General features: G+C 42.1%; 23 protein-coding genes. 12 read left to right on the top strand and 11 right to left on the bottom strand.

Translation table 11 applies throughout. The annotated features are described in order from the left end of the window. Positions 1–95 precede the first annotated feature (95 nt). From rpmI to V6W77_RS02160, 3 genes are all read left to right on the top strand, one after another. Complete coding sequence (gene rpmI / locus V6W77_RS02170; RefSeq protein WP_005596065.1) at positions 96–293, top strand: 50S ribosomal protein L35; 198 nt, start codon at positions 96–98, stop codon at positions 291–293. 97 nt (positions 294–390) lie between these two features. After that, positions 391–744, top strand: a complete 354-nt coding sequence (rplT, locus tag V6W77_RS02165) for a 50S ribosomal protein L20 (protein ID WP_005596075.1) — start codon at positions 391–393, stop codon at positions 742–744. A 133-nt stretch (positions 745–877) separates the two neighbouring features. Further along, positions 878–1,153, top strand: coding sequence for a hypothetical protein (locus V6W77_RS02160; RefSeq protein WP_283386155.1), 276 nt, complete (start codon positions 878–880; stop codon positions 1,151–1,153). A 37-nt stretch (positions 1,154–1,190) separates the two neighbouring features. Here the strand turns inward: V6W77_RS02160 and purT are convergent, their stop codons facing one another. The 3 genes from purT to V6W77_RS02145 all read right to left on the bottom strand — a co-directional run bounded on the left by purT (position 1,191) and on the right by V6W77_RS02145 (position 3,249). Then, a complete protein-coding gene (gene purT / locus V6W77_RS02155; RefSeq protein ID WP_334253661.1) occupies positions 1,191–2,372 on the bottom strand; it encodes a formate-dependent phosphoribosylglycinamide formyltransferase in 1,182 nt (393 codons plus the stop codon). A 173-nt stretch (positions 2,373–2,545) separates the two neighbouring features. Continuing rightward, entirely contained in the window at positions 2,546–2,899 is a 354-nt protein-coding gene (locus V6W77_RS02150) for a rhodanese-like domain-containing protein (RefSeq protein WP_334253660.1), read from the bottom strand. Positions 2,900–2,907: 8 nt separating this feature from the next. Next, entirely contained in the window at positions 2,908–3,249 is a 342-nt protein-coding gene (locus tag V6W77_RS02145; protein WP_334253659.1) for a carboxymuconolactone decarboxylase family protein, read from the bottom strand. 117 nt (positions 3,250–3,366) lie between these two features. On the opposite strand from V6W77_RS02145, the gene V6W77_RS02140 reads away from it, so the two are divergent. Continuing rightward, positions 3,367–4,266 carry an AraC family transcriptional regulator gene (locus tag V6W77_RS02140; protein ID WP_334253658.1) on the top strand — a complete coding sequence of 300 codons (900 nt, stop codon included), beginning with the start codon at positions 3,367–3,369 and terminating at the stop codon, positions 4,264–4,266. 103 nt (positions 4,267–4,369) lie between these two features. Here the strand turns inward: V6W77_RS02140 and V6W77_RS02135 are convergent, their stop codons facing one another. The 5 genes from V6W77_RS02135 to dmsD all read right to left on the bottom strand — a co-directional run bounded on the left by V6W77_RS02135 (position 4,370) and on the right by dmsD (position 9,755). Then, the gene (locus V6W77_RS02135; protein ID WP_334253657.1) at positions 4,370–5,290 is read right to left on the bottom strand and encodes a DmsC/YnfH family molybdoenzyme membrane anchor subunit; all 921 of its coding nucleotides are present in this window, start codon (positions 5,288–5,290) and stop codon (positions 4,370–4,372) included. 1 nt (position 5,291) lies between these two features. Then, on the bottom strand, positions 5,292–5,912 hold the full coding sequence (locus V6W77_RS02130) for a DMSO/selenate family reductase complex B subunit (protein ID WP_334253656.1): 621 nt from the start codon (positions 5,910–5,912) through the stop codon (positions 5,292–5,294). Positions 5,913–5,923: 11 nt separating this feature from the next. After that, positions 5,924–8,362, bottom strand: a complete 2,439-nt coding sequence (locus tag V6W77_RS02125; protein WP_334253655.1) for a DmsA/YnfE/YnfF family dimethyl sulfoxide reductase — start codon at positions 8,360–8,362, stop codon at positions 5,924–5,926. A 227-nt stretch (positions 8,363–8,589) separates the two neighbouring features. After that, positions 8,590–9,132: a ferredoxin-type protein NapF gene (napF, locus tag V6W77_RS02120; protein ID WP_334253654.1), complete on the bottom strand. Its 543-nt coding sequence runs from the start codon at positions 9,130–9,132 to the stop codon at positions 8,590–8,592. Positions 9,133–9,149: 17 nt separating this feature from the next. Further along, on the bottom strand, positions 9,150–9,755 hold the full coding sequence (dmsD, locus tag V6W77_RS02115; RefSeq protein ID WP_334253653.1) for a Tat proofreading chaperone DmsD: 606 nt from the start codon (positions 9,753–9,755) through the stop codon (positions 9,150–9,152). A gap of 201 nt (positions 9,756–9,956) precedes the next feature. Here dmsD and V6W77_RS02110 point away from each other — a divergent pair, with 201 nt between their 5' ends. Then, complete coding sequence (locus tag V6W77_RS02110; protein WP_025236371.1) at positions 9,957–10,520, top strand: acetate uptake transporter; 564 nt, start codon at positions 9,957–9,959, stop codon at positions 10,518–10,520. Positions 10,521–10,600: 80 nt separating this feature from the next. Here V6W77_RS02110 and plsB read toward each other — a convergent pair whose 3' ends face one another. Continuing rightward, positions 10,601–13,045, bottom strand: a complete 2,445-nt coding sequence (gene plsB / locus V6W77_RS02105) for a glycerol-3-phosphate 1-O-acyltransferase PlsB (protein ID WP_334253652.1) — start codon at positions 13,043–13,045, stop codon at positions 10,601–10,603. A 164-nt stretch (positions 13,046–13,209) separates the two neighbouring features. Here plsB and lexA point away from each other — a divergent pair, with 164 nt between their 5' ends. The 7 genes from lexA (at position 13,210) to V6W77_RS02070 (ending at position 19,718) form a co-directional block, all read left to right on the top strand. Then, the gene (gene lexA, locus V6W77_RS02100; protein ID WP_025236373.1) at positions 13,210–13,845 is read left to right on the top strand and encodes a transcriptional repressor LexA; all 636 of its coding nucleotides are present in this window, start codon (positions 13,210–13,212) and stop codon (positions 13,843–13,845) included. A gap of 85 nt (positions 13,846–13,930) precedes the next feature. Next, positions 13,931–14,620 carry a DNA mismatch repair endonuclease MutH gene (mutH, locus tag V6W77_RS02095; protein WP_334248230.1) on the top strand — a complete coding sequence of 230 codons (690 nt, stop codon included), beginning with the start codon at positions 13,931–13,933 and terminating at the stop codon, positions 14,618–14,620. 80 nt (positions 14,621–14,700) lie between these two features. Beyond that, the gene (locus V6W77_RS02090) at positions 14,701–15,432 is read left to right on the top strand and encodes a TerC family protein (protein ID WP_334235953.1); all 732 of its coding nucleotides are present in this window, start codon (positions 14,701–14,703) and stop codon (positions 15,430–15,432) included. 90 nt (positions 15,433–15,522) lie between these two features. Then, a complete protein-coding gene (gene nagZ, locus V6W77_RS02085) occupies positions 15,523–16,560 on the top strand; it encodes a beta-N-acetylhexosaminidase (RefSeq protein WP_334253651.1) in 1,038 nt (345 codons plus the stop codon). Further along, a complete protein-coding gene (gene rlmC, locus V6W77_RS02080; protein ID WP_334253650.1) occupies positions 16,553–17,740 on the top strand; it encodes a 23S rRNA (uracil(747)-C(5))-methyltransferase RlmC in 1,188 nt (395 codons plus the stop codon). Before nagZ ends, rlmC begins: the two co-directional genes overlap by 8 nt. Before the next feature lie 190 nt (positions 17,741–17,930). Next, a complete protein-coding gene (eno, locus tag V6W77_RS02075) occupies positions 17,931–19,241 on the top strand; it encodes a phosphopyruvate hydratase (protein ID WP_025236378.1) in 1,311 nt (436 codons plus the stop codon). 66 nt (positions 19,242–19,307) lie between these two features. Further along, positions 19,308–19,718: a DUF2251 domain-containing protein gene (locus tag V6W77_RS02070; RefSeq protein ID WP_025236379.1), complete on the top strand. Its 411-nt coding sequence runs from the start codon at positions 19,308–19,310 to the stop codon at positions 19,716–19,718. 50 nt (positions 19,719–19,768) lie between these two features. On the opposite strand, the gene V6W77_RS02065 is transcribed toward V6W77_RS02070, so the two are convergent. Beyond that, positions 19,769–20,752, bottom strand: coding sequence for a dihydroorotate dehydrogenase (locus tag V6W77_RS02065; RefSeq protein WP_334234824.1), 984 nt, complete (start codon positions 20,750–20,752; stop codon positions 19,769–19,771). Positions 20,753–20,809: 57 nt separating this feature from the next. Further along, a complete protein-coding gene (locus tag V6W77_RS02060; protein ID WP_283386171.1) occupies positions 20,810–22,033 on the bottom strand; it encodes a uracil-xanthine permease family protein in 1,224 nt (407 codons plus the stop codon). Positions 22,034–22,114: the final 81 nt, after the last annotated feature.

The raw sequence follows: 22,114 nt of genomic DNA, 5'->3' as shown, positions 1-22,114 counted from the left end.
AAGCCGTAAAGTAGCGTAATCAGTGCAACCAAGTAACTCATAAGAGTTCGCCTGATTATTCATTTAAACCAAAAACAATGCGGAGTTTTTTAACAATGCCTAAAATTAAAACAGTACGTGGTGCTGCTAAGCGTTTCAAAAAAACAGCTTCTGGCGGTTTCAAACGTAAACAATCTCACTTACGTCATATTTTGACTAAGAAAACCACTAAACGTAAACGTCATTTACGTCATAAATCAATGGTAGCGAAAGCAGACCAAGTTTTAGTAGTAGCGTGTTTACCATACGCATAAGCCTAAGGCTGCGTTAAAAACACAAACGTACGAATAGTAATTCTTAGGGGCGAGAAGTCGTCCATAAATCAAAATAGACAATTTAGGAGATTAAATAATGGCTCGTGTAAAACGTGGTGTTATTGCAAGAGCACGCCATAAGAAAGTTCTTAAGGCTGCTAAAGGTTATTATGGTGCGCGTTCACGTGTTTATCGCGTTGCGTTCCAAGCTGTAATTAAAGCTGGTCAATATGCTTACCGTGACCGTCGTCAACGTAAACGTCAATTCCGTCAATTATGGATTGCTCGTATCAACGCTGCAGCACGTCAAAACGGTTTATCTTACAGCAAATTCATCAACGGCTTGAAAAAAGCATCTGTTGAAATCGATCGTAAGATTTTAGCTGACATCGCTGTATTCGACAAAGTAGCATTCGCCGCTTTAGTTGAAAAAGCAAAATCTGCTCTTTAATTTTAAAGAATAGAGATGAGGACGCCTAGTGCGTCCTTTTTTATTTTATCGGTAAAAATTACAAACCTTTAAGATAAAAATAGAAAACAAGCGGTCTAAATTAACAAATTTTTTGCAAATATAAGGAAATGATATGAAAAAAATTATGCTACTCGTTTCATCAATCGTCATTACTGCTTGTTCAACTCCAGCACAACAAAGCACTGTGCCAATGGATATGCAAGCCGTTCACGATTATCAACAACGAATATTAACTAAACAAACTGTGGATAAAAATGCTCAACCAAACAATGAAGCACTAAACCAAAGTGATAGACGCTCAAAAAGTACAATTTATCCAATTCGCCCTGTAATTTACCCAAGTATTGGTGTGGGTTATCATCACGGCTGGCGTCACAAGTATTGGTAATTTTCAAAAGAAAAGGGCTATTTAATAGCCCTTGTTGTTATAAGCTGATATCTAGCTGATCATAGGCTCTACGAGCCTTTTCCAATGCTTTATCGGTGTTTTCATCACGAGCTAAAATCACTCCCAAACGGCGGTGTCCATTCACTTCGCCTTTGCCGAATAAACGAATGTTGGTGCCGATTTCGGCTAAGACGTTTTCCAAGCCGCCGAAACACACATTATCCGATTTACCCTCCACCACAATCGCTTTTGATGCCGCCGGGCTGATGCGGTGAATTTCCGGAATCGGTAAACCCAAAATCGCACGGGCGTGTAGGGCAAACTGCGAAAGCTCTTGCGATGCCATTGTCACCATACCCGTGTCGTGCGGACGTGGCGAGACTTCGTTAAAGATAATCTCATCGCCACACACAAAGAGTTCCACGCCGAAAATGCCACGTCCGCCAAGTGCTGTGGTAATTTTTTCAGCGGTTTCTTGGGCACGTTTTAAGGCGATTTCCGACATCGCTTGCGGCTGCCACGATTCACGATAGTCGCCGTCAATTTGGATATGGCCGATTGGGGCTAAGAATGATGTGCCGTGAATGTGGCGAACGGTAAGCTGGGTAATTTCATAATCAAATTTGATAAAGCCTTCCACAATCACGCGTCCACCGCCGGCACGCCCGCCTTCTTGCGAATAATCCCACGCTTTTTGAATATCGGCTTCGGATTTAACCACCGACTGACCGTGTCCGGACGAGGACATAATCGGTTTCACCACGCACGGAATACCGATTTCGCTAATCGCCTGTTGGAATTGCTCGAAATTATCGACAAAACGGTAAGGGGACGTTTTCAGCCCTAACTCTTCCGCCGCCAAACGGCGAATACCCTCTCGGTTCATGGTTAATTGTGTTGCTTTTGCGGTAGGAATTACAGTATAGCCCTCTTGCTCCAACTCGACTAAGGTAGCGGTCGCAATTGCTTCCACTTCCGGCACGATAAAATCCGGTTTCTCTTTTTCAACCAATGCACGTAATGCAGCGCCGTTTAACATTGAAATCGTATAAGCACGGTGTGCCACTTGCTGTGCCGGGGCATTTTCGTAGCGATCCACCGCAATTACTTCCACGCCCAAGCGTTGCAGTTCAATCACCACTTCTTTGCCTAATTCGCCCGAACCTAACATCATCACTTTGGTTGCATTAGGTCTTAACGGGGTGCCGATTGTTGTCATATTCTTTCTCCTTTACATTTAAAGCAAACGTTTGCGTTGCAATATTATACTTGAAATCCATCGGTTAGGGCTAGGCTTACAAGCGGTGAGATTTTTGAAATTTTTTGCAAATAGGTTTTTTCTCAACAAAAATGCCGAGCATTTGCTCGGCACTGTTATTCGCTATTAAGGTGCTATTTCAGCCCTTGTTTCACTAAATCTGTGTAACCACCGTGATTCACAATGTTGGTATAGCCCAATTTTTGCAGCTCATTGCGAGCCGCTTCAGCTCGTTTTCCTGAACGACAATAAAGATTGATAGGCTGATTTTTATCAGGGGCAATTTGAGAAACCTGTTTTGCAATCTCCGTATGTGTGATATTCAATGCTCCACTCAAATGCCCCTGCTGAAATTCTTCTGCTGAACGCACATCGATCCAAATACCTGCTGCTTTCGTTGCGTGTGTTTGCTGAGCGGTGGCTTGCTCCGCATTAACGTGAATTGGCAAACCAAGTGCTAACACCAAAACTGAAATCCATTTTTTCATATTCCCTCCTATCTTTGTTGCTCAACGGCTTCTAAAGCACGCAATGCATAAGTGTAAGCCGCACCTGCATTTAATGCAATAGCGGTTGCCAATGCACCGGCAATTTCACTTTCGGTTGCACCGGCTTTTGCCGCTTCTTCTGCGTGTACACTAATACAACTCTCACAACGTGTCGTGACCGCTACTGCCACAGCAATCAACTCTCGGGTTTTGTGATCTAAGGCTTCAGCCGCCGCAGCCGTTCCCAATGCTTTATAAGCTTCTAACATTTTCGGATGTTTCTGCCCTAATTTACCGAAAGATTGTTTAACGTGAGTGGTATGCTCTGCCCAATTTTGAAAAGATGACATAATAATTTTCTCCATTATGAACTGTAAACTTTAAAGCTATTTTTGCATTTATTTGATAGAATTTATTATCAAAAAATATCATCTTGTAATGAAATCATCGCAATTTTAGGATTAAAAATGGACGTTTTAGACAAACTCTTGGCGTTTTCCCAAATTTCGGCAGGAATCAACGTCAAATGCCAACTACAGGGCAAATGGCAGCTAGATAACCCGTATCAAGATAGGCAAGCTGTGGCACATATTGTCAGCCAAGGCTCGGCTTATCTTTACTATAACGGCGAAACTATTCAGCTTAATCAAGGCGATATTGCCTTTTTTCCAAAATCAGCCGATCACACATTACGCAGCCAAATTGAGCCAGTTAATGCCAAAAGCGTGATTAACCAAGCAGAGCTCGGTGGCTTTACCTTGGTGCAAAACAGCAAGACAAAATCAGAATGTGATCTGTTTTGCCTACATTTTCACTATGATAGCCAAGCCGATTTAATGGATAACCTACCTGAAATGCTGATTTTTCAAGCAACTGAAACCCCATTAAACGCCATTTTAAGTCTGCTCCGCCAAGAAGGTGATGATCCGGGTTTTGCCAGTAAGTCAGTAGTCAATTCATTGGCATTAGTGATTCTCACGATGATTTTCCGCCAATATTTAACCCACCACGAACGGGAAACGGTCGGCGTGTTAAAAGCGTGGCAAGATACCCGATTACGCCCTTTAATGCGTGAAATCTTATTAAACCCTGAGCTTTCTTGGCAAATTGAGGAAATGGCGGCAGTGGTTCACCTCTCCCGCTCACAACTTATTCGCTTATTTAACAAAAATTTAGGTATTAGCCCCCACGCTTTTGTGCATAAAATACGGCTGCAAAAAGCGGCAATGCTGCTGAAAAGCCAGCCTGATTCGGTCTTAAGCATTGCCCTAGCCTGCGGTTTTCAGTCTGAGCCACATTTTATTACCGCCTTTAAAAAGGCTTATGGCGAAACACCGAGCCAATATCGACAGAGTAAAAATAGTTAACAAATTTGCTCGATACAAAAAGCCATAATGGACTAAATAGATCCATTATGGCTTTTTAAGTCAAAGAAAAGGGATTAATTTATTGCTTGATAACTTATCAAACTTAGCCCCCTAACGCTTTCAAGCCCACAGTCATATGTGTGCCGTAGAACAGGGTTCTTGCCAGTAATTCTCCGGCAACAATCAGCACAAAACCCAATCCGCTTAACCATACGCACTGTTTTTTCAGGCTGATGAATACCGCTACCACGCCAACAAAAATCAAGCCAAAACGGATAATGCTGTATGTCATATAGCCCGGCACTAAATCAAGGGCTTGGAAAATCGCATTTTTGGTTTGGGCTAGGTGTTGGTAGTGGAAGAAAGTAACCACCAACGCAATCACCGCAAAGAGTGCAACAAGTTTGGCGAACAGAGATTGCCCTGTTTCCACTTTTGCTAACTGTAACAGCACCACTGTTAAGGCTGAACCTGCCAGTAAGGCGGTTAGGCCGAATGAGAGTGGGGTGAAAATGCTGTTCCACGTTGGCACGGTTGGGATGAGGTAGAGTTTCGCCATTGCCGCAACGAAAATCACACCGCTAATCGCCACGATAATTCTGCCGAGTGTTGCCCAACCTTTGGGTAATTTGTTGGCAATCGGGGCGATAAGGTTTGCGAGTGGGCTGACAAGCGGTAGTTTTACGCTATCTTTTTGCAAAAATACCGCCGTTGCCAATGCCCAGTATGCACCGCCTAAGGCAAAGAACGTTGAGCCAGTGAAAATTTCGTTACTCAAATCCGATGCCCCGACACGGTTTAGAGCGTTGAAAGCACGTTCTGGCGAACCTAAGTGGGTGGTGGATGCAATAAAGCCTAACGCCATAAGCCCCCACAAAATCGTCATCGCATAATGCACTCGATTTTCTGCCAATTTGCCTTGCGATGTGGCAAGCACCAGCGTTAAGCCGATAAATGCCCCCACCACCGCCTGTGCAAAGACGGTAAAGAAGACCAGCGGTAATTCGTGTAATCCTGCACCCATTTTAAACCTCCTTCGGATTAGCTAAGAAACCGCCTTCAAAATCGGTCGGTTTGGCGTTGGTATTTAAGCGTAATGCCATATTCGGGTTGGTATAGTGCGATGGTGGCAATGGCGCAACATCTTTGATTTCGCCATACTTCTCACGCAGTTCATCAATCGGCAACAGATCTAACGCACGCAGTGGGCAAGATTCCACACACATTGGTTTTAAGCCCTGCTCTACACGCTCGAAACAGCCGTCACATTTGGTCATACGCCCTGTGCGTTGGTTGAATTGAGGCGCACCGTAAGGGCAAGCCATTGAGCAGTATTGGCAGCCAATACAAACGTCTTGATTGACCACCACAAAGCCGTCTTCACGCTTGTGCATTGCCCTACTCGGGCAAACGCTGGCACAAGCCGGGTTGTCACAGTGGTTACAAGAGATGGAGAGATAGTAAGAGAACACATCTTGCGTCCACGCCTCGCCTTCTTGTTTCCAGCCACCACCGCAGTATTCGTAAATACGGCGGAAACTGACATCAGGGGTTAAATCTTTGTAATCTTTACAGGCTAATTCGCAGGTTTTGCATCCTGTGCAACGCTGTGAATCAATATAAAAGCCGTACTGTTTTTTACTCATTTTCTACCCCCTTACCCTTGTACTCGTTCAATTTGCACCAAGTTGGTGTGTTGCGGATTGCCTTTGGAGAGCGGCGATGGGCGTTGTGTGGTCAGCACGTTAAAGCTGCCATTGTGATCGACCCGATTGCCGTCCGGCATATACCACGCCCCTTCACCCATTGCGGTAACACCCGGCATAATCCGTGGCGTGACATTTGCCATCACACGGGTTTCGCCACGATCGTTGAAAATCCGCACCATATCGCCGTTTTTAATGCCACGTTTTTCGGCATCAAGTGGGTTGATCCACACCGACTGGCGAGATGCCTGCTCTAACACATCCACGTTCGCATAAGTCGAATGCACACGAGATTTATAGTGGAAACCGACTAATTGCAGTGGGAACTGCTCACGTTTTGGATCGTCCCAGCCCTCGAATTGGCGAGCGTAGATCGGCAGTGGGCTAATCACATCACCTTCCGGTAATTCCCACGTTTCGGCAATTTTCGCCAAACGTTCAGAGTAAATCTCAATTTTGCCTGACGGCGTTTCAAGCGGATTTGCCACCGGATCTTGGCGGAATTTTTTGAACGCCACCATATGACCGGCAGGATCTTTCTGCTTGATAATGCCTCGCTCACGGAACTGTTCAAAGGTAATTTCTTTGAAGAACGGATTTTTCTCTTGGGTTTGCGCATAGAGATGGCGTAACCACTCTTCTTGGGTTCTACCTTCGGTGAAAACGTCTTTCACGCCCATTTTCTCGGCAATACCCGACAGAATTTCATACACCGGTTTACATTCAAACTGCGGTTCAATCGCTTTATCGGCAAAAATGACATAGCCCATATTGCCCGCCGAGCCGTCCATACAGAAGTCTGCTTGCTCAGACGTAGTGCAGTCCGGCAGTAAAATATCCGCATATTTGGCGGTGGAAGTCATATGGTTATCAATCACCACCAACATTTCGAGCTTGCTTTCATCTTGCAAAATCTCGTGGGTGCGGTTGATATCCGAGTGTTGGTTGATGATACAGTTGCCTGCGTAGTTCAAAATGAATTTAACGTTTTGATTGAGTTTTTCCGCTCCTTTCAAACCGTCTTTGAGAGCCGTCATTTCTGCACCACGGGTAACTGCGTCTGTCCACATAAAGATTGGAATTTTCGCCGCAATCGGGTTTTTACCCACCGGCAAACGCACGAACGGCATCGTGTAGAAACCTTCACGGGAGCCGCTGTTTCCGCCGTTAATCCCCACGTTACCTGTTAAGCAAGCCAACATGGCGATGGCACGAGAGGCTTGTTCACCATTGGCGTGGCGTTGTGGCCCCCAACCTTGGCAAATGTAAGCCGGTTTAGTCGTCCCAATTTCACGGGCTAATTCAATGATTTTGTTTTTTGGAATGCCGGTGATTTTCTCCGCCCATTCAGGAGTTTTGGCGGTTTTATCATCGCCTTCGCCTAAAATATAGGCTTTGTAGTGTCCGTTTGGTTTGGCTGATGCCGGCAAGGTTTTCTCGTCATAGCCGACACAATAGGTATCAAGGAAGGCTTGATCGACTAAGTTTTCGGTAATCATCACATACGCCATACCTTCGACTAGCGCCGCATCCGTACCCGGACGAATCGGCACCCACTCGCCACGACCTGCGATGGTGTCGTTATAGCGTGGGTCGATCATAATGGTTTTGGCTTGTGAACGTTCTTGGGCTTGTTGGTAGAGATAAGTCACACCACCGCCACTCATACGGGTTTCCGCCGGGTTGTTACCGAAATAGACCACTAATTTCGAGTTTTCAATATCGGTTGGGCTATTGGCTGCATTGCTACCGTACATATACGGAATCGCCTCAAAAATTTGCGAATAGCTGTAAGTGCCGTGATGCCCCAAACAACCGCCGATACTGTTCATAAAACGGTTGGAAATACTGCGTGGTGGCGGATAGCTTGCCGCCACGGTTGCCCCGAGCGTACCGGTTGCAAACGGCAGATAGAGAGCCTCGTTACCATATTGGGCGATAATGCGTTTTAAGTTAGACGCAATCTCTTCAAACGCCTCGTCCCACGAAATGCGTTTGAATTTACCTTCGCCACGTTTGCCGACACGTTTCATCGGGTATTTCAAGCGATCCGGATTATAAACACGACGACGCATTGAACGTCCACGGGCGCAGGCACGCACTTGGTGGAAATCGCCATAGACATCATCGCCCAAATTGTCGGTTTCCACATATTTAATCACCCCGTCTTGAACGTGCATTCTAAGCGGACAACGGCTGTGGCAGTTTACCGTACAGGCACTCCACACCAGTTTTTCTTCGCCTTTGGCTGTTGCCACAGGCTTGGTTTCCGCTTTCGCTAACGGAATCTGTACGCTGCTTGCCGCCAGTGCCACACCACCGACCGCCGCCGAGCCTTTCAGAAAATCCCGTCTATTCACAGAAAGTGGTTGTTCTGATTTTTTCTGCATAGTTTCCCCCACAAAGAAAAAAGAAAAAAGAATAAAAAATTACCAATACTATGCAGATTTTTATTAGGGTGGGCTTTGATAATGGTCAAATTTGGAGGGTGATGGAACTTTAAGGTAATAAGTTGAAACTTTTTAGTAGGATTCAATGTAACAAGCGGTCAATTTTCCACAAAATTTTGCAAAAAACTCTGTAAAAACAACAACTTGCCTCACATATTCAGCATCAATTAGAGAGCCAAATTGATGTAATTATGTAGGCAAGCGGTTTTACATTCACCGCAACCATTGCATTTTTCATTGTCTAGCTGCATTTTCCGAGTCGTAGAGTTAAACGAAAGTGCAGAGGTTTTGCACGCAGTTTCACAAAACAGGCAAGATTGGTGGTACTGCCGTACACAGGAGAGATCAATGTTTGGACGTAGCCCTGTATCGGGTGGCACGTTCAATGCCAATGCCCCTGTTGAACAGACTTCGGCACATTTACCACAGAGATCACAGGCAGAAAAATCGATCTCAAGGCTTGCCTTGCCCTCTTTGAGCAAAATCAAACCATAAGGGCAAGCAGAAACGCAATCACCGCAGCCGTTGCAAGATTTCAAAAATAACGGTTCAACTACCGCAAAAGGAGGACGTGCCACAGCTCTTTTAAGTAATTCTGCGGCACTTTCAGCTTGGGCTTTTTGACCGCCACCGATTAAGGCTCGGAATAGACCTCGCCGTGAAATGCGATTATGTTCCAAATAGGCAGCGTAATAGCGTTCGTCTTTCATTTATCTGTCAGCTTAATTTAACGATAAAGTTGTAATGTAATCGGTTGAATTTCCAGATTTTTTTGCCATTCTTTTAGTAACTCAAAAGTTAATTCACCTAAGCCTCGATAAAACGGATAATTCTCTGCATTGAACAATTCAAAAAAGCGATACGCCCAGGGTAGAAAATGTTCGGCAAAAAATGGTTTAAGCAGGCTCGGATTTTCTTCTGCAAGATAGGCAACTAGCATCAACATCAATCCGATATGATCTTCCGGCTCATTTTGGTTAAGGGAAAAAGCAATTTGATTGTCATTCAAAAAGGTGCGTAAATTTAATAAACTGTCGCCAAAAAGTACCGATTCTTTATCCAAATACACCGACCCCCAAGGCGGAGCAGGCAACGCATTTGGTCCGATAAACAGAGTTTGATAAGCCTCATTCAACTGTTCTGAGGTGGCATTTTGCAAATTTTTCTGAATTTCTGACCGCTTATGTTCTCTTAAAAAACCACATTCTGCCTGCCATTCGCCATTTTGCAATAATGCGACTAACGGCTGATTTTGTTTACTGTTTGGCTCAGCATAGAAAAGCGAGCCGAGAATTCGCCCAAATTGCGTGATTTGATTATATACACTCAACATATTTCTTCCTTTATTTTCCAAAGTGCAATCAGAATTTTAAATTTTTTGTAAAAAAACGCAATAAAATCGAAATATCTAGTCAATTCGCTGCAAAATCGCTATACTTTATCGCCCTAAAATTTAGGGAAAATAGCTTCTTTCTTAGAAGTGAATAAAAGCATTGCCACAGTTTGTGGTGTAACAATACAATAGAGGTTTTCAATGTCAGCTCCAAATTCAGGAACTAACCCGGCTCCGCTCGGTTTATGCGGCTTTGCACTTACGACTTTTTTATTAAGTTTAATTAATAATGGCACATTTAGTGGCGAAAACGTTGGTTTAGTATTAGCAATGGGCTTTGCCTTCGGCGGTACTGCACAGATGATCGCAGGTATGTTTGAATTTGCTAAAGGTAACACCTTCGGCTTTACGGCTTTCACCAGCTACGGTGCATTCTGGTGGTCTTTTGCATTATTTAAAGTGTTCTTTGCTTCAACTGTATCTCCGGAGTTTATCGGCTGGTATTTAGTGGCTTGGGGAACATTCACATTTATGATGTTCATCGGTACTTTAACCAAACCACGTGCGTTACAAGCGATTTTCTTAAGCTTAACTATTACGTTCTACTTATTAGCAGCGGGCGATTTCACCCACAACAGTAGTATCACGCATATCGGTGGTAACTTTGGTTTATTAACGGCATTCTTAGCGTTCTACTTAGCAGCGGCAGATATTATCAACGAAAGCTTTGGCAGAACGGTTTTACCAATCGGTGAGCCTAAATAATTTAAGTAATAACAAAAGGCTGAATGTAATGAACATTCAGCCTTTTTATTTGCAAAATAGGTGAGAAAAACAACCGCTTGTTAGCTTTCTTTCTCTACTTTTTCACGTTCGACTTTTTCTACATCAACTTTTGCCATCGCTCCTTGAATGGTTTGTTGCACTTCAATAGAAATCAAACTTCTTAGTAATGCCTCAGTTTCTTGCACTTTTTCGGTAACTAAATTATCGCCACCATCAAAGTAGCCTTGTGCTTTCAAACTATTAGTAAATGTTGAAAAAATGGCTTTATCAAAGAATTCGGGAGCATTAATACCGTGTAGTACCGACAAACGCTGTGCTACTGAACTACTCTCTTTTTCTAATGCAATGCGACTAATATCCGGTTGTTCAAGCAATAAACTTAAACTGATGTAGTAACGCTGTAAAATCTCACGCACGCCAGCCGAATGAAGTTGTAATGTACGAATATGCAGACGGTTAATCATCAACATATCACTTTCATTTTTAATGATGCCTTGACGAACAAACTCATTGATGATGGCTTCAACCTGTTCTGCTACTTCTTCTTGCTTAAAGTGTAAAAATAACTCTGCTTGCAAGAACGGATAAATTCGATAAACCGATTGAATAACCAAATCTTTTGAAATCGCCTCGTGATGTAGCACGAAGCTTGCTACCAGTGAAGGTAATACAAATAGATGTTGTACATTATTACGATAGTATGTCATTAATACTGCAGCTTCACGTTCTAAACGAATGAGTTCGCCGAAATTGTCTTTCTCAATGGTTACTCCGGAACGAGGTAATTGAATAACGTGCTCAAGCATTTCAGCTGCACTTTCTTCCGGCAGAGTCATATCTTTAGAATAAAGCACATTGCGGAATAGTTGAACATAGCTCTCAAGCTGTTCAATAAGCTGCTCACGAGATAAAGCTCTCTGGCGTGAAGCCAATAATGCCGAACCGACTAAATTCTTGGCATTTACCGCTGCTGCTTTATTGATATTTACCATCACTTGATGAGAAATTTGATCTACTGCCTCATTCAACCATTTAGGGCGAGTATCTTCAGTTTGCTCCTTCCATTCAGGGAAATATTGATTTAGATAATTGTTTACCTGAATCGGCTCGCCAAAATTCACATAGCCTTGACCTAAATTTTTCAGTTTTTTAAGTACGCGTAATACTAAACCTGCATTTTCTTTCTCTTTTGCCGCCCCTCGCAGCTCTTTGGCATAAGTATCCACTTCCAGAACGTGTTCATAGCCAATATATACCGGCACAATGCTTAATGGACGATTTAAGCCACGTTGAAGTGCTTGTAAAGTCATCGACATCATACCTGTTTTAGGCTGTAACAAACGCCCTGTGCGAGAACGTCCACCTTCGATGAAATACTCCACAGAATAGCCACGATAGAATAGCTCCGCCAAATATTCACGGAAAATGGTGGAATATAAACGGTTTCCTTTAAAAGTACGGCGAATGAAAAATGCTCCCCAACTACGGAAAATCGGACCTGCCGGCCAGAAATTTAAGTTGATCCCTGCTGCAATATGCGGTGGTACAACACCGTGATGATAAAGCAGATAAGATAAAAGCAAATAGTCCATATGGCTACGGTGGCACGGCACGTACACAATTTCGTGCCCCTCTAAGGCAAGTTTTCTGACACGATCCGAATTTTGCACATTAATGCCTTGATATAACTTGTTCCAAAGCCAACTCAGTACACGATCGGCAATACGCAAACTATCGTGTTTTACATCAGCCGCAATCTCATTAATGATTTTTTCCGCTTCTTTACGTGCTTTTTCAGGCGAAGATTTTTTCGCTTCTTCTGCAATTGCAGCTTGAATTACCTCTGAATTAAGAATTTTATTGAACATTGCTTCACGGTTAGGCAAACGAGGTCCCATTGCAGAATAACGTAATTTAGCAAAGTGCATTTTCGCCACTCGAGCAATTTTTTGTGCAATTTTTTCATCTGCACCGTGTTCGGTTACCATATAACGTAGCGACACAGCTGGCGAGAAGCGGACAAAATTATCACGCCCGAACCAAACCATTGACATAAAACGCTGAAATGAAGTTAAAACTTGCAAATGACGTGCATCTTCTTTACCCGGAGCTCGCCCCCATAACACTGAAACAGGCACAAGCTGAACATCTAGCTCCGTTTTTTCACGATGTAAATCTAAATAGCGATAAAAAATAGACTCGGTCTCACTTTTTGCCCCTTTTGATTTAAAAAAGCGTCTGCCCTCATCTAAAAATACGAAGCGAGGTAAAGCGTGCCCATCAATAACATTATCTTGCAATGGGTCAGGCAAGTTTAGTGCCAAACAGTTTTTTTGCAAAATCAGTAAATCCGTTTGCGAAGTATAAGGCAACACATAAACGATAGGCTGCTCTAAGTTCAGATCTAGTTCGTTTACGGGATCAGTTGGAATAGCACGGGATTTTACCAAAAGTGAAAGTGGTAAATTGAGAAAAGCACGATAGAAATTTAATAAGCCAGACATATTAATACCCTTTAGAATTGTTATTTTTGGAGGTCTAACCTCTGATTCACCTCATTCTACCATAGTTTTTTCTATAATTTTGTGAAATTATTAGTTACAAAATAAAAAATACTGTATATACTATCAATATTTTCTGTATATAAAGACAGTGAGGTTCAACCCAGATGCGTAAACATTTAACTGCTCGTCAGCAAGAAATTTTTGATTTTGTAAAAAATCATATCGAAACAACAGGTATGCCACCAACCCGTGTAGAAATTGCACGAGAAATCGGTTTTAAATCACCCAATGCCGCAGAAGAACATCTAAAAGCCTTAGCCCGCAAAGGTTATATTGAAATGCTCTCCGGCACATCTCGCGGTATTCGCATTCTCGTTGAGGACGAAAACGAAGCTGCCAATGATGAAGATGAAGGCTTACCATTAATCGGCAAAGTAGCTGCCGGCACACCGATTTTAGCAGTAGAGCACGTTGAAAATCATTATCCTGTTAATGGGGCTATGTTTAATCCGACTGCTGATTATTTACTCAAAGTAAACGGTAATTCAATGGAGAAAATCGGTATTTTAGACGGTGATTTATTAGCTGTTCATAAAACCAATACCGCTCGTAACGGTCAAGTTGTTGTTGCTCGAGTGAATGATGAAGTAACAGTGAAACGATTAGAGAAAAAGGGAGACTTAATTTATTTACACCCTGAAAATGATGAGTTAAAGCCAATTGTGGTTAATCCAAGCCAAGAATATATTGAGATTGAAGGCATTGCGGTTGGCGTTATTCGTAGTAATGCGTGGATGTAAATTGGCAGGGTAATATTTTTCGCCCTATCAATGATGCCAATTGCAAAAAATCATTAAAAAACGACCGCTTGTTTATTAATTCTCTATGAATGATTATTCTCTTACCGGTGTTCCTCAAACTGAACAAGAACTGTTAGCCAAAGCACAATGGCTAGCAGGTTTTAGCTTAGGTGAAATTGCTGAAATGCTGAATATTCCGGTTCCGCCGGATCTCAAACGAGACAAGGGCTGGGTGGGAACACTTATAGAAACTGCACTTGGGGCAAAGGCGGGGAGCAAAGCAGAGCAAGATTTTTCGCATTTAGGTATTGAGCTTAAAACTATTCCTATTAATCACAAAGGCTTACCGTTAGAAACTACGTTTGTAAGCCTTGCTCCTCTCACTCAAAACAACGGTATTACTTGGGAAAGTTCACACGTTAAGCATAAACTTTCGCGTGTATTATGGATTCCTGTCGAAGGCGAACGTACTATTCCACTTTATCAACGCCATATCGGACAAGCGATTTTATGGTCGCCTACACTTGAACAAGAATTCCAATTAAAACGTGATTGGGAAGAGTTGATGGAAATGATTGTATTCGGCAAACTTCACGCAATTAATGCCAAGCACGGTGAAGTCTTACAACTTAGACCCAAAGGTAGAAACAATCGCTCTGTAACCTCTGCGATCAATGCTTATGGTGAGCGAGTTCAATCACTGCCTTTAGGCTTTTATTTACGCAAACAATTCACGGCAGAAATTTTACAAAACTTTTTATATTCCCCCCTTTAATTTTGCCTCTATTCTCTATAAGATGTTGCCTTTCTTTTGTATAGAAAAAAAGCAATTCCCTATTTTTAAAAGGACATTTTATGTTTGAGTGGATGACAAATCCTGAAGCTTGGGTAGCACTTGTTACGCTCACCGGGCTTGAAATTGTACTTGGTATCGATAACATCATTGTTATCAGTATTTTAGTTTCCCGCTTGCCGATTGAGCAACGCCAATCAGCTCGAATTATCGGTTTGGCTTTAGCAATGGGAACACGTATTTTATTGCTTCTTTCACTTGCGTGGATGATGAAATTAGTTACCCCTCTTTTCTATATTGCAGGTAATGCTATTTCAGGTAGAGACTTAATTTTACTTATCGGCGGTCTTTTCCTTATTGTAAAAAGTTTGATGGAACTAAAAGAATCTATTTCGGCTAATTCACACGAGGAAGAAACAACCTCACTCAAAAAGACCGGCTTTTTGATGATACTGGCACAAATCGCTATTTTTGATGTTATTTTCTCACTTGATTCGGTAATTACTGCTGTAGCAATGGCTGATGACATTCCCGTGATGGTTATTGCAATTATGATCGCAGTTGGTGTGATGATGTTAGCAGCAAAAGCAATTGGCGACTTTGTTGATAATAACCCAACGATTAAAAATCTTGCTTTAGCATTCTTGATTTTAATTGGCGTAGTGTTAGTCGGCGAAGCCTTTGATATCCACATTCCAAAAGCGGCAGTTTATACCGCAATGGGCTTCTCTGTTGTAGTTGAAATGCTCAATATCAAAATGCGTCGTAACCAAATAAAAGTGCAACAAATATAATTACTGAGCAATTCGTTAGCCCTTGATGAAAATCAAGGGCTTTTTAATGTACAATACAAGCGGTTTTATTTATCCGATTTTTTACAAATTATGCTACTCATTGATATTAAAGACAAAGAACTTGCTCAAGAAGAAATGGAAATGCTGGAACACCCTTTGGTTTCCGGGTTAATTTTATTCACTCGCAATTTTTACGATAAACAACAAATCCAAGCCTTAGTAAAAGATATTCGAAGCCGCGTGAAAAAACCTTTATTGATTACCGTCGATCAAGAAGGTGGACGTGTACAACGTTTCCGTGAAGGTTTTACAAAACTGCCGGCGATGCAATCTTTTAATCAATTGGCTCAAACCCCAGAGCAAGCAACGCAACTAGCAAAAGAAACAGGCTGGTTAATGGCGGCGGAAATGTTCGCACTAGACATTGATTTAAGTTTTGCTCCTGTGTTGGATTTAGGACACGACTGCAAAGCAATTGGCGACCGTTCATTCGGGCAAGATCCAAATACTATTTTACCTATTGCCGAAGCCTTTATTGACGGAATGTTAGAAATGGGAATGGCAACCACAGGCAAACATTTTCCCGGACACGGGCACGTTTTAGCTGATTCGCATTTAGAAACCCCGTTTGATGATCGTCTGAAAGCCGAAATTTTCAGCCACGATATCCTGCCGTTTAAACAATTGATCAGCAAAGGTAAACTCTCTGCGATTATGCCGGCTCACGTAGTTTACACCCAATGCGACAGCCAACCGGCAAGTGGCTCAGCTTACTGGCTGAAAGAAATTTTACGCAAGCAACTCAATTTCAATGGTGTGATTTTCTCTGATGATTTAGGAATGAAAGGGGCTGGCTTTATGGGGAATTTTGTGGAACGTTCTGAAAAAGCGATTCAAGCCGGTTGCGATTTATTACTTCTTTGTAATGAACCTGAGGGTGTGGTACAGGTGTTAGACGGCTTGCAATACCAGCCAACTCAAGCTCAAAAAGAACGTCATCTATCATTAATGAAACGTCGAACCGTAACTTGGCGTGAATTAGAAAACAGCACACGTTATCAACAAGCTCAAGCTGAGCTGACAGCTCTACAAAATAACTGGCTAGAGTGGAAAGAAGCCAATGCTTAATCAGCCTAATCAACTTAGTTGCTTACACTTTGAGCGTGGCGATTGTACCTCTTGCCAATGGCTTGAGCTATCCTATCAGAACCAATTAACAGAGAAAGAAGCCGACCTCAAGCGGTTAATTTTTCCTTTTATTTTGCAAAATGAAACCGAAATCTTACCGCTTGTTCGCTCGCCGATTTCCCGGTTTCGCAATAAAGCGAAAATGGTGGTCTCCGGTAGTGTGGAACGCCCGATTCTCGGCATTTTGAGAGATCAAAATGATGCACAAAGTGGTGTAGATTTAACTGATTGTTCTCTCTATCCGCCTTCGTTTTCGGCTCTTTTTCCGATTTTAAAAGACTTTATCGCCCGAGCCGGTTTAGTACCTTATAACATCGCCAAGAAAAAAGGCGAGCTGAAATATATTCTGATTACCGAAAGCCAATTCAATCAATCGCTGATGATCCGTTTTGTGGTAAGAAGTGAAGCAAAGCGAGCGTTAGTCGAAAGAGAGTTACCTCACTTAGTAGGAAAACTACCCAAAAATTCGGTCATTAGCCTCAACATTCAACCACAACACGCAGCCGTCTTGGAAGGTGAAACCGAGATATTCCTAACAGAGCATAAAGTCATTGAAGAACATTTTAACGGCATTCCGTTATTTATTCGTCCGCAAGGCTTTTTCCAAACCAACCCTTTTGTTGCAAGCCAACTTTATTTGACTGCTCGACAGTGGATTGAAAACTTACCGATACAAAAATGTTGGGATCTGTTCTGCGGTGTCGGTGGCTTTGGGTTACATTGTGCCAAAGCATTGCAAGATAAAGGTGTTGATGTGGAATTAACGGGCATTGAAATTTCGGCTTCGGCTATTGCCAGTGCAACAAAATCAGCCCAAAGATTAGGTTTAGAAAAGGTAACATTTGCCTCACTGGACTCCGCCCAATTTGCGTTAAATGAAGTAGGCTCAACACCTGATTTAGTGATTGTCAATCCGCCTCGACGTGGTATTGGCAAACCTTTAGCGGAATTTTTAAATGATTTAGGCTCGCCTTATTTGATTTATTCAAGTTGCAACGCTCAATCTATGGCTAAAGATTTTGCAGCTTTAACCAATTATGAATTAAACAAAGTGCAGTTGTTTGATATGTTCCCTCATACTTCACATTATGAAACACTGACTTTTTTAATCAAAAAATAAGCATACAAGCGGGCAAATTTTTGCCGTTTTTTGCAAAAATTGCTATAATCTTGAGCGAATATAGTCTTAGATCAAATTAGTGGTAAATTCTCAACTCTCATCACAGTTTTTCCAAGACAAAAGCGTAAAATCGTTTTACTATATACCTATTCTTTTTTTCTATTAACTCTCAAATTAGAGGAACTCAACAATGGCTAAAATTGTTAAAGTAATCGGTCGTGAAATTATCGACTCTCGTGGTAACCCAACCGTAGAAGCTGAAGTTCACTTAGAAGGTGGCTTCGTAGGTTTAGCAGCTGCTCCATCAGGTGCATCAACAGGTTCACGCGAAGCGTTAGAATTACGTGATGGCGATAAAGGTCGTTTCTTAGGTAAAGGCGTATTAAAAGCGGTTTCAGCAGTAAACAACGAAATTGCTAAAGCAATTGAAGGTAAAGAAGGTACAGCACAAGCTGAAATCGACCAAATTATGATCGATTTAGACGGTACAGATAACAAATCTAAATTTGGTGCAAACGCAATCTTAGCAGTATCTTTAGCAACCGCTAAAGCTGCAGCGGCATCTAAAGGTTTACCGCTTTATGCTTACATCGCTGAATTAAACGGTACTCCGGGCGTTTACTCTATGCCGTTACCAATGATGAACATCATCAACGGTGGTGAGCACGCAGACAACAACGTTGATATTCAAGAGTTTATGATTCAACCGGTGGGTGCTTCAACATTAAAAGAAGCATTACGCATTGGTGCTGAAGTATTCCACAACTTAGCGAAAGTATTAAAATCTAAAGGTTTAAATACCGCAGTAGGTGATGAAGGTGGTTTCGCTCCTAACTTAGCCTCTAACGCAGACGCATTAGCGTGTATCAAAGAAGCGGTAGAAAAAGCAGGTTATGTATTAGGTAAAGATGTTACTTTAGCGATGGACTGTGCATCTTCTGAGTTCTACGACAAAGAACGTAATGTATACGATATGAAAGGCGAAGGTAAAACCTTCACTTCACAAGAGTTCACTCACTACTTAGAAGGCTTATGTAAAGAGTATCCAATCGTGTCTATCGAAGATGGTCAAGATGAGTCAGACTGGGAAGGTTTCGCATACCAAACTAAAGTATTAGGCGACAAAGTACAATTAGTAGGCGACGATTTATTCGTAACTAATACTAAAATCCTTAAAAACGGTATCGAAAAAGGTATTGCAAACTCTATCTTAATCAAATTCAACCAAATCGGTTCATTAACTGAAACATTAGCTGCAATCAAAATGGCTAAAGACGCAGGTTACACCGCAGTTATCTCTCACCGTTCAGGCGAAACTGAAGATGCAACGATTGCAGATTTAGCGGTTGGTACAGCAGCAGGTCAAATCAAAACCGGTTCTATGAGCCGTTCAGATCGTGTTGCGAAATACAACCAATTAATCCGTATCGAAGAAGCGTTAGAGCGTGCTGGTACACCGGCTCCGTTCAATGGTCGTAAAGAGATTAAAGGTCAAGCGTAATTGCTGATATGAAATCACAAATGCCACTGAGAAATCAGTGGCATTTTTCTATATAAGGATAACTTAATGCTCTACTCTGTTTTAACCGATCATATTCTACTTAACGAGCCTTACCGCAATGGGGCACATTCTACTCAGCACGAACATTTAGTGGTGATGTTTGAAATTGATGACGAAACCGGCTATTTTTATGCGATGGATTTACACCAAACCGAGCAACCTGTGGTCGATAGTCTGTTTGTATTTAGCGTCAGTGATATTGAGCAAAACTCACTACACGAGCCACGCCGTTTGGAAATTTGTTGGGACGAAAGCGGTTATCAAGCCTTTTTACTCATTAACGGCTACCCACACGCCGTATTTGATTTTCGCCAATTTGTCGGCTACAACCGCACCAAATTCCCTCACCCCGAATTGGGCAGTATGTGGGTGCATAAGGAAACCACTAATGAATTAGTGGAGAAATGGTTGGGCTAAATGTTTTATTTAGTATTTAGGCGTGCAAGGCACGCCTCTATTCTTCGTGATTAAGACAAAATCTCTTTAAACACGCCAATTCCTTTCACACCTAATGCCGTTGCTAAACCTACAAAGTCAGCCCCAACGGCTTTCATTCGCTCAAAGCCTGCTTTATCATTTACACCACCCACACCAATAATTTGCAGTGATTTCAATGCCGGTTCTTGATCAAGCATTTGACGTAGTGTGTAAACATTTCCAAGAGAAAGGGCGTGAATTGCAGTTCCCGCCATTCCTCCTACACCTGTACCCACTTCTGAGTTTAATACCGATTTATCACCTTGCATTAACAATGATGAGCCAAGCGTATTCGTTGAAGTAATAAAAGTAATTGGTAAATTTTTACCATTTTCGACCGCTTGTAATAACCCTTTAATCAATTCATCATACTGATTTTGGTAAGTAAACGGCGGAATTTTGATGCCGATTGGCAGAGCATTTTCCCCCTGATTAAGTTTCTCCAGCGTTGTTTGTAGTGCTTTTAAATACGGCAGAAGTTCCTCTGCGGAATAAGCGGGCGAAACTTTACCCGGAATATTAGGGCAAGAAATATTAATTTCCATTGCCAATGGCATTTTCACTTCATTTTGTAACGCACAAATCTGCTCGTAACAATCTCCCACTTCCTCAGGTGAGCCAAATACAGAAATGATAAACGGTTTACTGCTATTTGAGCTTAATTCATCAGAAATTGTACGAACAAAACCTTTGGTTACAGTTAAATTATTCGGACTAAGCCCAATAGTATTGAGGCTGGAAGTTTGCATAGCAGTTGCATTTTGTACATTTACACCGGCAACTTGTTGAGCAGTAGAATCAAATAAAACATATTGATTGTTCGCCCAATCGTGTGGGTATGGCTCTAACATTGAAGTACGCGTAGTAACAGCCCCCGTGTATTCACACGCATAGAGTTCACGCAGGTTGTCGAGCTCAGAGCACCAAGGGCAAGGCGTATTAAGAAGAGGAGGATTGAACGTTAATTTTTGCATAGATTATTCCTTATTTTAGAATTTGTAACAAAAAGGACGCATTAGCGTCCTTTCCGATTAGTGAGTTACGTTTTTTTCTTTTGGTAATACGATATTTAGCACAATCGCCACTAAAGCACATAAGCTGATTCCCTTCAAAGAGAACTCACCGATGTTGATTAACATACCACCAATCCCGAATGTCATTACAACAGAAGCAATACAAAGATTGCGTGGGATACTTAAATCAACTTTAGCTTTGATTAAGGTATTGATACCCACAACGGCTACTGCACCGAATAGCAACATCATAATACCGCCCATCACGAAAGTTGGGATCGTTGCAAGGAATGCCCCAATTTTTCCGCAGAATGAGAAGGCAATTGCCCAACACGCAGCCCAAGTCATAATTTTCGGATTGAAGTTTTTGGTTAGCATCACTGCACCGGTTACTTCTGAATAAGTCGTATTTGGTGGACCACCTAATGCCGCTGCCGCAGAAGTTGCTAAACCATCTCCTAAAAGTGTACGGTGTAAGCCTGGTTTTTTCATAAAATCTTTGCCTGCTACTTGGCTGATAGCCATCACATCGCCTAAATGCTCAACTGCAGGAGCAAGAGCAATTGGTAGTAAGTAAAGAATAGCATCTAATTTAAATTCAGGTGCAGAAACATTTGGTAAGCTAAACCAAGGAGCTTCAATCACTTTGGTAAAATCCACCAATCCCATAAAGATAGATAAAATATAGCCTACTGTTAAACCGGCTAAAATTGGTACTAATTTCAATAAACCCTTAGCAAAAACAGCCACAATAAGGGTAGTTACCAACGTTGTCATTGAAACAACAATTGCAGTGTTATATGGAATGTTTGCTGATTTACCTGTTGCCATATCTACTGCCACAGGAGCAAGACCCAAACCGATCACCATAATCACAGGACCAATCACAATTGGTGGAAAATATCTATGTAAGATTTCAACACCTTTTGCTTTCACTAAAGCAGATAATGCCATATAAATGAAACCTGAGCATAGTAATGCTCCCATTGTTACAGGAATACCCCATTGTTGGACACCGAATTGGATTGGAGCAATAAAAGCGAAAGACGATGCGAGAAAAACAGGGACTTGACGTTTAGTACAAACTTGGAAAATTAGAGTGCCGACACCGGCAGTAAGAAGGGCAACATTAGGATCTAAACCGGTAATTAGCGGAACTAATACCAATGCCCCAAATGCAACAAACAACATTTGCAAGCCGATAAACGCCTGTTTTGGCGTATTCATATTTTCTGTGGTCATTTTTTACTCTCTTTGTGTGATGACGATGTAACTCTTGCAGTTACTCAGATGAAAGCATACAAAACCATCTTAGCAAACGAT

The sequence above is a fragment of the Mannheimia indoligenes genome (assembly GCF_036880405.1).
Taxonomy (GTDB): domain Bacteria; phylum Pseudomonadota; class Gammaproteobacteria; order Enterobacterales; family Pasteurellaceae; genus Mannheimia; species Mannheimia indoligenes.
Note: the sequence above shows the minus strand (reverse complement) of the source record. Positions and strands in the feature narration are given on the sequence as shown.